Origin of the sequence: Lutibacter sp. (genome assembly GCF_016342705.1) — a bacterium.
Taxonomy (GTDB): domain Bacteria; phylum Bacteroidota; class Bacteroidia; order Flavobacteriales; family Flavobacteriaceae; genus Lutibacter.
Genome location: NZ_JAEINV010000001.1, coordinates 238,785 through 253,873, shown reverse-complemented (window position 1 = coordinate 253,873; position 15,089 = coordinate 238,785). Strand labels below are relative to the sequence as shown.

The 15,089-nt window shown below is 32.1% G+C and carries 9 protein-coding genes; all 9 read right to left on the bottom strand.

Translation table 11 applies throughout. The features are described 5' to 3' along the window. Positions 1–3: 3 nt before the first annotated feature. On the bottom strand, positions 4–1,203 hold the full coding sequence (locus JEY78_RS00880; RefSeq protein WP_291846023.1) for a glycosyl hydrolase family 17 protein: 1,200 nt from the start codon (positions 1,201–1,203) through the stop codon (positions 4–6). A gap of 117 nt (positions 1,204–1,320) precedes the next feature. Next, positions 1,321–4,785: a hypothetical protein gene (locus JEY78_RS00875; protein ID WP_291846022.1), complete on the bottom strand. Its 3,465-nt coding sequence runs from the start codon at positions 4,783–4,785 to the stop codon at positions 1,321–1,323. Between the two features lie 82 nt (positions 4,786–4,867). Then, on the bottom strand, positions 4,868–6,181 hold the full coding sequence (locus JEY78_RS00870; RefSeq protein WP_291846021.1) for a glycoside hydrolase family 2 TIM barrel-domain containing protein: 1,314 nt from the start codon (positions 6,179–6,181) through the stop codon (positions 4,868–4,870). Between the two features lie 27 nt (positions 6,182–6,208). Further along, entirely contained in the window at positions 6,209–7,756 is a 1,548-nt protein-coding gene (locus tag JEY78_RS00865) for a sugar porter family MFS transporter (protein ID WP_291846020.1), read from the bottom strand. A gap of 22 nt (positions 7,757–7,778) precedes the next feature. Next, complete coding sequence (locus JEY78_RS00860; protein WP_291846395.1) at positions 7,779–9,179, bottom strand: glycoside hydrolase family 30 beta sandwich domain-containing protein; 1,401 nt, start codon at positions 9,177–9,179, stop codon at positions 7,779–7,781. Positions 9,180–9,286: 107 nt separating this feature from the next. Further along, positions 9,287–10,720 carry a glycoside hydrolase family 30 beta sandwich domain-containing protein gene (locus JEY78_RS00855; protein WP_291846019.1) on the bottom strand — a complete coding sequence of 478 codons (1,434 nt, stop codon included), beginning with the start codon at positions 10,718–10,720 and terminating at the stop codon, positions 9,287–9,289. A gap of 158 nt (positions 10,721–10,878) precedes the next feature. Beyond that, positions 10,879–11,967 (bottom strand): glycoside hydrolase family 16 protein, encoded by a 1,089-nt coding sequence (locus JEY78_RS00850; RefSeq protein WP_291846018.1) that lies wholly within the window; start codon positions 11,965–11,967, stop codon positions 10,879–10,881. A gap of 80 nt (positions 11,968–12,047) precedes the next feature. After that, positions 12,048–12,998: a hypothetical protein gene (locus JEY78_RS00845; RefSeq protein WP_291846016.1), complete on the bottom strand. Its 951-nt coding sequence runs from the start codon at positions 12,996–12,998 to the stop codon at positions 12,048–12,050. An 18-nt stretch (positions 12,999–13,016) separates the two neighbouring features. Further along, positions 13,017–15,089: a hypothetical protein gene (locus JEY78_RS00840; protein ID WP_291846015.1), complete on the bottom strand. Its 2,073-nt coding sequence runs from the start codon at positions 15,087–15,089 to the stop codon at positions 13,017–13,019.

Here is a 15,089-nt window from a genome sequence, read left to right as displayed (position 1 = left end):
CTATTATTTTTTAATTTCATTAGCTAATGGAGGAGCCAACACCTCTTTTAATAGAGCGTCCTTATCTCCATTATAGGTTTTTTCAATTGACATTCCATCGCGTGTTAAACCATTAAAAAGACCCACATCCACCAAATCCCAAATTGCATACTTTGCTTGTCCTTTTAAATTGATTAAACCAAAATGATTTTCTGAACCAATTGGATTTTTAGCATCTTTCCATTGTTCATCAAAAGCTTCAAAATAGAATAATGAAATTTTTTCTTTGTTCGTCCATTCACGCATCATTTTATAATAAGACCCAGCTTTGTATTCATCCGCAGCCCTAGAACTTTTTTTACCATAATGCCCATCTGAGATTGTTGTCCAACCAGATTCACCTATATGAATTGTTTTAGTTGAATCTATACTTTTTACATAGCTTGAAACATCCTGGTATTGTTTTTTAGCAAAATCCAATGCGCGTAACATAGCGGCATCCACTTTTTCAGTTTCAGTAAAATCTTTTTCAGTATCTGGAACTTCCCAAAATTGTGGATTGTAATACGTATTATGCATTGGGTAGGTATGCATTGAAACATAGTCTACCGCTTTAATTAGTTCTTCTAAATCTTTTGTTCGATAGCTAGGATCTCCTCCTCCCCATGATGCAAAATCATCAGAGCTGGTGATCCATAAATCAGCAGAAAGTTCTCCTTTCTTTTTTAATTCTTGCAAGTGATTTACCCATTTTAAAATTACAGATGGCTGCACATAATAACTTGCTGCCCAACGCACCATAGCTTCATTTCCAACTGCTATAATTTTTACAATATCTGCATACTTTTTAGCTAATGCTGCGGCAGTTTCAATTTCAACAGCATTTCTTTCACTTTCTAAATTGTGATCTGGCTCTAACTCTGTCCAAGCATTTTTACAATCGATCCAAGCACCTAACATCACATACATTTCAAAAGTTTCATCCTCTTTTTTTAGTTCTGAAATTGCCTTTAACAAGTTTGAAGCCTCTTCTAAATGAACATTATATGTCCTAACTATTTTAACATTCATCACTGCTAAAATTTTCAAATCTTCTTTAATTTGTTGAATTGTAGGAACTGTATCACGCGTTTTTCCGCGATAACCTCCGTAAGAAATTGCTAAATACTCAGGGTTTCCTAAAATATTCGCTGCTGTTTTTTCCACTTTTTCCGCGTTTTCCATTTTTTTAACCGTTTGTCCGCATCCTACAAAAAAAATTAGGATTGATAGACCTAAAAAATATTTTATCATTTTTACCATCTCACTTATGTATAATTTATAAATTTTAAGTTTTATTTTTTATTTTTTCAAAAACACTTCAATTCTATTAATTTCACCGGTTCTTTTAAATACTTTTTTACTTGTTTGTGAATCAAGACATAAGCTTTCAAATTCAACAATAGCATCCTCATTAAACACTACTTTTAAACCGTGGTTTTCAGCCAATTTATAAATAATTGGAATTTGACAATAAGTAAAACAAAGTGAATCTTTTTGTAATTCAATTTCTTTAACTTCTTTATTAATATTAGTATATTTAAAAACTTTTGGTTCTTTTAAAAATTCGTCCCTTCTAAGCAATCTTGGATTGAATAACAATTTTCCATCTTCAACAAAAACTCCTAATTCACCAAAACGACTTAAAATATCCTCTTTTACTTGTCCTGTCATTCCTGGCTGTTGCGCTCCTTTCCCTCCTGGCGTATGTGAATATGGGTCGGTTGGAAATGCACCATACAATTTAGGTGATTTATGCACACCAATTCCTTCATTAATTTCATAATAATGCTCTAACAATTTTCCAATAGTAACTTCGCTTTCTTTGTTTGAAACAGCTATTAAGCAGGTTTCCTGAACACTTAATAACAATTTGGAAACCATATGCCAATAAATGGAACCTAACCCTTCGTATCCAAAGAAAGTTCCTGATCTTCCTGTAAAAGATTTATGATCAAAAATTTCTTCAAAAATGGCCAATACCAGTGGTGTATCCTTTTCAATTAATACCTGATATTTTTCTTCTGGCAATTGAGAAAGTGCAGTTTTAAGGCTATTCTCATTATTGAAATTTCCATTAAAATGATAGTTTCCTACAATATCTTTTACAATAATTTGTGTGTTTCCATCTTTTAAAAGTTGTTGAAGTAATGCGGATTTTTCAACTTTATCAGAAGCAATGTTATTTTTATCATTAAATCTTGGAAGTTCCTTGTTTGGATACAATATATAGCTGTACTGATCTGGTCTGAATAATGCACTAGATTTTAATGCATTTAACAGTTCTAAAGAAGTTTCTCCAGAAATAAATCCTGAACTTAAAACAGCTACTTGTCCTTCTAACATTTCTGGTAAATAGGAGATAACTATTTCCTGTTTGTTCTTAACAGTCATTAAATTGTATGCGTGATACAATTTATCCGCTCTTTTATTGGCTTCTATAGAATGATCAATAAATTGAAGCGTAATTTTAGTGAAGTTTAACAAGTCTTCTTTTGAAATAGTTCCTTTATTACTAGAAAATCCGTTTTCATAAACACTATTTCTAAAATTGCTTCCTGCATTTCCTAAACCATCAAGTACTACTTTCCTATCCTTATCTGAAATTTTTCCAGCTAATAAATTTTTATTTTTACTAAAAGTTGTTACAGTTTCACTAAAGAACAATACTAGTTCTTCTGATATCTCCACTGTTTCAAAAGTAGTATTTGAAACAATTCCTTCAAAGAATTTTAAGAAACGTCTTAAATAATACAAGGTTACCATTGAGACTCCATTTCCAACCAAAGCATTGTTGGCATCATTCCATTCAGGTCTTTGGGTACTCATCCAAATTCCAGCTTCAGGAATAAAGTTTGATACTTTTGCTAATACTGTTGCTAATAATTTTTCAACTAAATTTACTTTATAAATAAAGTAATTTTCATCTCTCAATAAAGCTCCGTCAGCACCTAATTCTTTCTTTTTTCGGTTAATTTCTTCATCCAATTCAGCATCAAAAACAATAGTGTCTTTCGGATTTGATAAAATAGCATCGTAACTTTTTATTTTGTATGGCACATTTGCATATACAAACAATTCCTGATTGAAGTAGCTTGCTAATTTTGCTGGATAATGCTTTTCAATAAATTCTAAAAATTTCAACAAATAAATAATTTGATGATCTCCCCAATAACCAATATAAGACCAAGGATTGTCTGGCTCAATTGTTTCCCAATCAAAACCATCTTTTGTAACACGATAAGGATTGTAACCGTCAAATGTTGTGGCGTTTAAAAACTTATGAATCATACTTTCAATAAACTCAGGATATGAATGTGCTAAAGCTTCCCAGTTTTGAAAAATATCTCTCCAGTTTCCTTCATAATCTAATATTTTTGAGCCATCAACTTCACTTCTTGTATTTATAGAGAATTTATTCCAAGGTCTGCTTGGGTCTCCATGACGGCGACTAAATTTCAAAGGCATATATTCAAAACAAAGTCGTTTTAAATTTTTATCGACATCTTTTTCTGCCAATTCTTTTAAATAACTTAGTGTAAATACTTCTGGAAGTTGTGCTAATAAATCTTCTTTTTTCTTGCTAACTTTTTTATTTGCATTAGCAATGTATTTTATAAAATCACCTTTTTCAATTTGATAATTGTCATCAAAAATACCACCACGCATAATATTAAAAAGAGTGTTTGCAAAATGACGTGTATTTCGTTGCTTATCTGCAGTTAATTGCATTGCATCAGAAGCGCCGTTAAGTTCCAATAATTGTTTTGAACCTAATTGGATATCGTCTTGAACCAAAACATCTAAATTAGGTTCGTTTTTAATGATTTCTTTAATTTGAGCTATGGACACTATGGACTGATTTACATCGGCAATAATTTTCCAGCTTTTTTCAGATTCAGCCGCTATAGTTAAGTCTGCACAAATAAAATAAGCTCCTTTTTCAGCCTTAATATCAACCTCTTGTTTAATTTCTTTCCCTTTTCTGAAATTATCTAATTGTAATGATGACAACAAATAGGTTGGATTTTCAATTCCAAAAGACCAAACTATGTTTGCTTTTAATGCTTCACTTGGTTCCGCTTTATCGACAATAATAGCGCTTAAAGCAAAAATTCCTAATCCAGTATCAGTTTCTAACTCGCATTTTTTATACGCATCAACTAAATTACTACTCGCATTTTGTAAGTCAGCAGAAACACCATAAGGCAATATGTTTTGAATTCCGTCTAATACTTTAAGTTGAATCGATTTGTTTGTGATATTAACCAATGTTGATTTTTTTACAAAACCAAATTTGTCACTTGAATTCCAATGGTACTTATAAGTAACACCTAAATCGTGATTTATTTCTTCAAAAATTACTTTGTTACCATAGTTATTCTTGTATAAATTTCTACTAATTTTATAAACACCTTCGTACCTTTTTGAAAATGGTTCCCATAAATATGTTTTACCCTCTAGATGAACCTGAATAATTGTTTTACTTCCAGTAATTTCAGCCGATTCGGTTATTTTATCATCTGTATAGTAAGGAAATAGTGCATTTTCACTGTTTTTTCTACCAGCAGATAATCCTCCATTGCTAGACAAAAACATCCAATGGTTTGAGTTACTAACAATACTCATAAAAAAAGGTCTCATTCCTTCAACATTCGAAATTTTGTAATAACTTTCATCCCCTACCATTACTAATTTACCTTTTACCTCATTTGCTCCAAATGAAGCTTCCTTATTTCCTATATACATTGTTTGTTGCTTATTCATTTTTTATTCAATTTTATTCTAGTCCCTCCTGTGAAATTTTATAAAGAGGTTTATCCATTCTCTATTTTTTATATTTATCTGCTTAATTTACTTTAAAAGGAATATTTGCTGTTGCAGCTTTTGAATGTCCGTCATCTGCATATCCAAATAATCTATAAGCTCCTTTAACTTCTGGCGCTTTAAATTTTAATTCACCATTTGTTGAATTAATTACTTTCATATCAATAGCTTTTGGTCTTTTTTCAAAATCACCTCCGTCACCTAAATCTGTGCTTTCTGGTAATAATTCCCATTTATAATTAATACTATCATTTTCAATATCTTTTACTGTAAATAGGGCTACAACTTCTTGATTTTCTTTTAAAATCACATTTTCATAGGCTGTTTTACTATTTAAAGTAAATGATTCAACTTTTGGAGCTCTATTGTGTGGCCATGTTCCACTCCAAATATAGTGCATCACATCAACCGATTCCGTTTCGCTTCCATCTTCTAAAAAAACACCATACCAAGTTGGTGTACGTTCTTGCTTTTGTCCCCATAAAAACACATATGAGCCAATGCATTTTAGAGAGTCTGCTTCAATAGCAACTTGATATCTTTTTAAATAATTTGAAGCTTTTACAGTGCTATTTTCTTCAATTGGAACATTCCAAGAAGTTTTTGGTACCTCCCAATGCCCAGTTGCGCCCCATTCGGTAACTATATATGGACCTTCCCAACCATAATCTTTAATCATTTTAGGCAATTCAATAATTTTGCCATACATCTGAACAGAAAGCACATCAATATCTGTGCATCGTTCTTTAATATTGTCTATTTCTTGTTGAGAAATACCAGCTAGGGTTGTAGTTGTTAAATGATTTGGATCTATTTCATGAATCATTTTTGAAATATCATTTACTGCATCCCATACTTTTGGATTGGTAGCTCTTAAATTCAATTCATTTCCAATAGCCCAAATTAGTAATGCAGGATGATCTTTTAACGCAATTACCTCTTTTTTAATACGTTCTAATTGTTCTTTAACAGCTACCTCATCATTATAATCAAATCCATGACGTTCTCTAGCAACTTCAATTCCCATAGTTACCATTAGCCCATATTTATGTGCTTGGTCTAATACTTCTTTACCAGATTGCTTCCCATTTTCAGTTCTCCACGTTCTGAATGAATTCCCTTTGTGTTTTGCTAATGATGAAATTTCACCAAATTCTAATCCAGCTCCTTTAATAAAAAACGGTTGTTGATTTACGTACAATTGATACTTGCCTTTATTGAGTTTTAATTCAACTTTCGCTGGTTTTTCTAAAGTATTCATAGCTTGTTCTTTTGGTTTGTTTGAAGTACATCCTATTACTAAGAATACAAATAAAATCAGAATTAAATTTTTCATTATTAATTTATAAAAAGTGTGGTTATTTTAATTTTTTACTAAATCCATTTCAATTTGCTCCAAGGATTTTCCTTTTGTTTCAGGCAATATTTTAAATAAAATAAAGAAACCTCCTAAGGCAATAACTCCAAATATTAAAAAACTCATTGCATTACCAAAATTTGATAATTCCCAAGGGAACACTTGTTGAACCAACCAACTGATAAATGAATTTACAAAACCGATAACACCAATTGCTAAACCTCTGTATTTATTTGGAAATAATTCTGACAACATAACCCACATTACTGGACCTAATGAAAAAGCGAAACAAGCAATAAATCCGAGGATTCCTATTAAAACAAGTGTTGCATTAATATTGGTTGCAGCCTCTAAAATAGTTCCTTCGTTCTTTGCGTATACTTGATTTCCTAAAGCAGCTTTCATATCGTTTTTAAAATCGATATCATTATCATATGTTTTATTTGCAAATGGTTCTAACTTGGCAGTTTCAACAGTTTCAACAGTTTCAAACTGAGCAATTTCATCAGAAGTCAATTGGTACGTTGCTTGGTTAAATCCGTAGGCGCAAACCAATAAACTTATGGAAATTCCAGCAATTCCTAACAATAACAAAGGTCTTCTCCCCATTTTATCTATTAAGAAAATAGCTATTATTGTGAAAACTACGGTTGTTAAACTCAACAATATTCCAGATGCAAAAGAAGCATCTGTTCCTATTCCTGTTTGTTTAAAAATAGAAGTTGCATAAAAATATACTGCATTTATTCCTGTAATCTGTTGTAAAACACCTAGTACTAAACCTACAATTAAAATAAAGCGTAATGAAGGTTTTAACAACTCTAGTATAGATACTTTTTCTTGTTTCTGACTTTCATTAATATTTTTTTCAATAGATTCAATTTCAACCTTTGCCAATTGTTCTCCATATAGTTGATTTAAAACTACTTTAGCTTCATTCATTTTACCCCTTGAGCATAACCATCTTGGACTTTTTGGCACGAAAAACATAAATAAAAAGTACAATATTGCAGGAATAAATTCTACTCCTAACATCCATCTCCACACATTTTCATCCGTTAAAAAAGATTCTCCAGAGGTGTTTAATTTATTGAAATAATAGTTACTTAAAAAGGCCGCAAAAAAACCTAATACAATGTTTAATTGTTGAATTGAAACCAGTTTCCCTCTGTTTTCTGCTGAAGAAATTTCAGCAATATAAGTTGGTGCTAAAATTAAAGCTGCTCCAAATGCCAAACCACCAATCATTCTGGCTATATACAGCATTTCATAGGAGGTTGCATATGCCGATGCCAACGCTGATATTGCATATAATAAAGCAACAACTATTAATATTTTTTTTCGTCCAATTACGTCACTTAATCTCCCAGAAATTAACATTGCAATCATTGCAGCAAAGGAAGGTGAGCTAACAACCCAGCCAGTTTGGCCATCGGTTAAATTAAATTCTGGACCTGCGTAGGACATTACTCCAGAAATAATTCCGGCATCAAATCCAAATAAGAATCCTCCTAAGGAAACCACAAACGCAATGAAAACAACCTTTTTTGACATAATTTATAATTATTTAAGAACTTTAATTTAAAATGATTGATTGAATAGAACGTGCTTGCATTTTTAACTTCGCCGTTTTATTATCAACTGTTAACATGTACTCAATTTCGTTATCGCTATCATTTAAAGCTACTACAACAATACTTCCATCTGTATTTAAAAAGGAGGTTGCGCTTAAATGATTGGCTGTTGTTCCTGTTGAAATTCTTTTTGCTCCTGGTCTAATAAATTTTGAGAAATGACCTATGTAGTAATATGAATTAGTAAAAGTCAATTGTCCTGTTTGTGTATTTCCGTGAACTGGTGCAAAACATAAATTACCAACATGATTTGGACCTCCAGTTTCATCTAATAAAATATTCCAGTCTGTCCAAGCTACCGTACCATTATTAAAATCGTTAATCATAGCTTTACCATAACGTTCTGCTAATTTTGGATCTTCAGAATTAATTCTAGTAACATCATATTTTTCATTACATCCTTCTGTAAAAATTAGATTTTTATCAGGATATGCATCGTTAACAGCAGCTACATTTTTGTACATTGGAGTTCCATCTTTCCAGTCTTCATACCAATGAAAACCTGTTCCCCAAACATATTTATTTGCATCAGGGTCACTTAAAATAACATTGGCGCGCTCAAATAACAAATCTCTGTTATGATCCCACACAATAATATTTTTATCACCTAACCCTTCTTTTTCAAGTGTTGGCCCTAAATAATTTTTTAAAAAATCTCTTTCTTCGTCAGCTGTATAGATACAAGATTCCCAAGTTTGTTTTGCCATTGGCTCATTTTGAATAGTTAATCCCCAAATTGGAATTCCTTCTTTTTCGTAAGCTTTTATAAATTTGGCATAATAGTTTGCCCAAGGCTCATAAAATTCAGGTTTTAATTTACCACCTTGCAACATATTATTATTGGTTTTCATAAAAGCTGGCGGGCTCCACGGACTTGCATACATTGTAAGTTTTCCACCTGCAGCCGCAATTGCTAATTTTGTGAAAGGGAGTCTATATTGTCTATCATGCTCAATATTAAACGTTTTTAAATCTGCATCACCTTCTTCAATATATGTATAACTTGCCGTTGAAAAATCGCAACTGTGAATTATAGTTCTTCCCAAAGAATATCCAATTCCTTTATCAACACTGTAATATGCCTCCATAAACAGTTTTTGTTGATCTTCAGTTAACTTATAAAAAGTTTCAGCTGCCGCATCGGTTAAAGCTGCACCAATCCCCAAAAATGTTTGATGTGTTTTGGATGTATTTACAAAAATTGAAGCTTCTGTTTCTAACGGTTGTTGATATTCACCAAATTTTAGTAATTCGGTTAGCTTTAATTTTATATCAGAATTATGAACTGTTGAATAAACTTTTATTGTTTTTTCACTTAATTCAACTTTTTCGTTTTGTTGCATTTCAGCTTGAGATTCAACATTGTTATTACTTTTCTTAGTACAGCTAAAAAAAGTAATTACCAATATTAATAGTATTCCTGTTTTTTTCATTTTATAAAATATTAATTTTACCAGATATAAGTTCCAATTGAGCCGGCTTCTAGTGAAGCTACAACCCAACTATCATTGTATTTAATGTTAAATATTTCGGATGTTTCACCATCATTTTCAACTATCAGCACTTTTTTACCATTTGGAGTTAAAAAAGCTACATTCTGCAAGTTTCCAGCTATATTACTTGAAATTCTTATAGAGCCTGTTGGTACAAATTTTGAAGCATGTCCAATGATATAAAACCCAACATTTTGAGTGTATGATGAACTGCTAGTGACAGTAATTGCACCTTTACAAGTTGTACAACCACCATCTGTATGAGGTCCAAATGTGGCATTGTTTGCTAAATTCCATTCCAATGCAGTTTTACTCCAATTTCTCATAGAACCAATAACTACATTTTTTAAATGCCATTTTAAATCACCTCCAAAATTTCCATCTGTAGCTGTATACTGTTCAGTAAAATATACATCCTTATCTGGGTGTGCATTTTTTACTGTAGACAATGCGCTAATATCTCCAGCATATAAGTGAAATGCAGATCCTGAAATAAATGTTTTAGCTTCTGCATCATTTAAAATGCTAATTGGATAATTTGGATTGTCGCAATTATGATCGTAAATAATAATTTTAGAGGTAATATTTGCAGCTTTAAAGGCTGGCCCTAAACTGTTTTTAATAAAACTTGCTTGCTGAGCAGCAGACATGTACATACTTGGGTTATTTCCCGGATGTAACGGCTCGTTTTGTGGGGTAATTGCATCTATTATAATTCCTTGAGTTTTCATTTGCTCAATGTATTTCACTAAATATTGCGCATATACATTGTAATATTTTGGTTGCAAACTTCCGCCAACTGTGTTATTATTATCTTTCATCCAAACTGGTGGCGACCAAGGCGTCCCCATTATTTTTATTGTTGGATTAATTGCAATTATTTCTTTTAATAACGGAATTAAAATGGTCATGTCTGGAGCTAAACTAAACTGATTTAAATTAACATCTGTTTCTCCATTAGGCATATCATTGTATGAAAAAGTAGAAGCATCTAAATCTGAAGCTCCAATACTTATTCTAAGGTAACTTATAGCAATACCGCTTTCATTAGTACCAAATAATTTTTGTAATAACTCTTGTTTTTTTTCAGGATTTAATTGGCTTATAACCTCAGCACTTCCTCCAGTCAATGAAAATCCGAATCCATCTATGGTTTGGAATGTTTGAGAATCATTTACTTGAATTGAGGTATATGAATTATAATTGCTACCAAAAGCTAAAATACCATCCTGCTTTTCTATTTTTACAGATCCATCTGATTTTGTTAGCCAAAAATCAACCTCATTTTCAATTTGTGGTGGAGTAATAATTGTATCGTCTTTTCCATCGTTTTTTGAATTATTGCAACTCAATAAAGAAATAGCAAAAACTAAAATTATTATTGGCTTCATTTTTTTTATATTTTTAATATTCATTAATATCAATTGCATTAAATTGTATTTAAAAAGGGTTAATTTGTTAAACCTTAATTAGTTCTTATCAAAAATAACCCTCCTGTTTTATAAGTTTTAATACTATTTTGTCATTAAAATGACTATTTTAATTTCTCCTATTGATAAACTCTTACATAATCAATTACAAATTGTTGAGGGAAAATTGAGTCATCAACTCCTTGAGCCCCTCCCCAATTGCCACCTATTGCAAGATTTAAAATTAAAAATTGATTTTTTGTAAATGGCCAAGTTGCTTCATTATAAGTTGTAGGTTTGTAAGTGTAATGTAGTGTTTCATCAACAAAAAAACTTATTTCAGTTGAAGTCCATTCTATACCATATACATGAAATTCTTCTTCTGCAGTAGTTAAATCAAAACTTTTATGATTTACCGTATTTCCGGAACTTGATGTTGTATGAATTGCACTATGTACTACATCTGGTTGATATCCAACATATTCCATAATATCAATTTCACCACAAGCAGGCCAATTTACCGTTGAAATATTTGATCCTAACATCCAAATTGCTGGCCAAGTTCCTTTACCGCTAGGTAGTTTTGCTCTCACTTCAACTTTACCATATTTAAAATCAAATTTTCCTTTTGTTAACAAACGAGTTGATGTATATTCAGCACCCTCGTAACTTTCTTTTTTTGCAGTAATTTTCAAAAATCCACCTTCTACAACTACATTGCTAGTTCTCTTGGTATAATATTGAAGTTCATTATTTCCCCAGCCGCTATTTCCAATATCGTAGCCCCATTTAGAGCCGTCTGGTGCTCCACTACCATTAAATTCATCAGACCATAAAAGGCCTGAGTTAATTTTTACAGTAATTGAAATACTCTTAGAAATTTGCTTATCTAAATTATAAGCTGATATATACACTTGAAATGTTTTTAAACCAGATCCTGTATATGTGTAGGTTAAAGTATTTGATGACGTTTCAATTATTTCATCATTTCCTAAATTAATTTTAAAAGTAGTGGCATTCTCTGCCGAAAAATTAAATATCACCTTTCCACTACCATCACCATTAGGATTTGACGTGTCAGTCCCAACAATAGTTGCATCAATTATTAAATTTGTTGGCGCTAAATTTAATTCCTCACCAGAACTAGATCCACCGCAACTTATAAATAATGTAAAAGCAATTATTAATATTCCAAAAATTGGAAATGAATGTATTTTAGTATGTTTCAAAATGATTTTGTTTAATTATAAAAAATATTAAAAACATCCAGAATTAATAAAATTCTGGATGTTTCATTGTTTTAAAAAAATTATTGAACCGGCTTAAGTTTTATCCACCATCCATTTCCAGTTTCTGTTCCTTGAACTCTAAGGTACAAATAATCTGATGTAGCTTCTAAAATTTCATATTCACTTTGAACAGCTCCATAGCCAATATAAGCTTCATTAGTTGCAAGTTTAATTGCTATCTGAGTTGAAGGATATGTTGCATCAACAGCAATTCCTGAACTTGAAGGAACAAAATTAAAACTTGATGATCCTCCAGAGTATTCACTGTAACATCCTTCATCACCAGAAGCTGGTATTCCTGGGATATTAGCTAAAGCTCCTGTTTTTGTAAACGCTCCATCTGCAGATGCATCTACTGTTAATTTAAATGTACCATTTGCATTTTTAATAAATGTAAATGTTGTACTATAAAAACAAGGCGCTGCTGTAAGTTTTTCATCAACTCCTGCAGTCCACCAAATTGGAGATTTTTCTCCCCAAGGACCTACACCAAAATGTGCTGGTACATCTTTATTAACAACCCAAGTTTTTGAATTATCATTAGTTATTGCAGTAACAACTTCAGGATCTGGAACATAATCACTTCTTACAGTTATGTCCTTTGTTAAATTAGATGCAACTCCCCCAGGACCAAAAGCAATCATTGAAATTCTATAGGTATTTACACCTGGATCTGTGAATTTTTGATTTATTGTTCCAGAAGCTAAAACTTTATAGTTTACTGGTGCAAAATCATCAATTTTATTAAAACCAATATGGTACGTAATGGCATCATCCGCATTTACAGTAATAACTACTTCACCAGAGCCATCTCCATTTGGATTTGAATCTGACATACCAACAATATCGGCATTAATTACAAGATTTGAAGGAGCTATTAAATCCCCAAATTCGTAGGTATCCTCTTTACATCCAGCAATAATTACCAGTGTTAAAAGAGCAATTCCAATTATATATTTTAAATTTTTCATTTTATAATATTTTTTTATTTACTTAACAAGCTTAAATGTCCAATACCCCGCTCCATAGTATAATACCAAAGTCATTGTATTTCCTCCATCAGAAAAAGTAACATCATAGGTAATTGAGCCTGGAGCATTTGCTGGATCTGATAATTCTCCACCATTGTATGGCTTCGGAATTCCTAAATAAGCTCCTGTTCCAATAACAGTAACAGTTCCAGCTGTTTTATCATACGAATATGTAGCCAATGCAGAGCCATTATGAGGTGCAACTGGAGTTCCACAATTATCCGATCCACCTTGCCATCCTTCAATCCAAGTACTTTCTCCTAATTCATTTTTAAATGAACCATTTGCAGAGAAAATATATTGATCATCAAATAAACAAGCTCTTCCTGTTACATCTCCTGCACTATTTCCCCACCAGTTTCCTGAACCATAAGAGTCTCCAACCATAAAAGCGTAAGCTTCAGGAGCCAATTTCCAGTTACCAACAAGTGGAGATACATCTCTCACTAATTTAAACGTCCAATAGCCTGCTCCATAATAAAGAACTAAGGTCATTGTATTATCATTATCAGAAAGTACAACATCATATGTGATAGAGTCCGGAGCATTTGAAGGTGAAGCTAATTCTCCTCCATTGTATGGTTTAGGAATTCCTAAATATGCACCTTTTCCTGTTATAGTAAGTTTCCCTAATACGTCATCATAATAAAATGATGCTGCAGTTGAACCATTGTGAGGAGCTACTGGAGTTCCACAACTATCAGTTCCACCTTGCCATCCTTCTATCCAAGTCGATCCGCCTAAAACATTCTTAAAGGAACCGTCATTCCCAAATACATATTCATCATCAAATAAACAAGCTCTTCCAGTTACGTCTCCTGCGCTATTTCCCCACCAATCACCAGAACCATAAGTAGGCCCAACTTTAAAAGCATTTGCTTCAGGAGCTAATTTCCATGTTCCTGATAAAATTGATGGTGCAGATGGCGCTTTGTAGAAATAAATATTATCAACAAAAATAGATCCCGATCCAACAAATTTAAATTGGTGAATATTGTCTAATGCCAATCCTAAATCAGAAAAATATGATAAAGGAATATCAAAACTATTCCATTGATCAGCTAAAAGAGTTAATGCAAAGAATTTTTCGTTTTCAGCAGCAATTCCAACTGGAAGTGGATAAAATTCAATAGTATTTGCAGTTGCAGACCAAACGTCAATATGCAAAGTTTCCATTCCAGAAACGTTTTGAGCTGCACCAATTTGAATACCTTGGTAATTTAAATTACTGTATTGTAACATTGCATCGCCATTTAAACTAAATGCAGTGTAAATAGTGTTTTGCCACCAGTAAGGATTGAAATCACTCCCTGCAACATTGGTATAAGCATCACTAAAAATAGAAATATAATCAGTTGCTACTCTTCCAGGTTGTGCTGGTGCAGATTTTATTGGTTGTAAAATTTCAGTTACTTCAAAATCTGTCACAATATATTCAGTTGTTGCAATTGCACCACCTTTTAATACTACTTTAATAGTATAAGTTCCAGGATTTGCATAAGTGTAAGAAACTTTATCACCAACATTTGCTGTTAGCACTGTTTCAACTCCATTTTCAACAAAATATGCATCATAAAACATAGCAAATTTTGTATCATTAGGAACCGTTACATTTACTTGTTTCGATTTTGCTGCATCATTCGCAATAATTGGATCAGTTCCAAACTCAGGCGCTTGAAATGATACTACTATTTCTTTAGCATATTCTGTTGTTAATCCTGTTATTCCTTTTGCTGCAATTCCTACTGTGTACGATCCTTCAGCATATACATGTGAAGCTTTTTTTCCAGCTTTTATAGTTGCAGAAGCTGACGTATCTCCAAAATTGATATCATAAGCTACTGCTCCTTCAGCGCTTGGTGCTATTGAGACTAAACCTGTATTATCTTGAGTGATTGTAAACAGCGCTTCAACATTTGTTGGAGCCACTGCAGACTTTGTAAAATCAAGATTATTCATTTCGTCATTTGAACAGCTCCAAAGTACTGCAATCAATAAGATTGCGTTTAAAATATATTTAAATACTTTCAT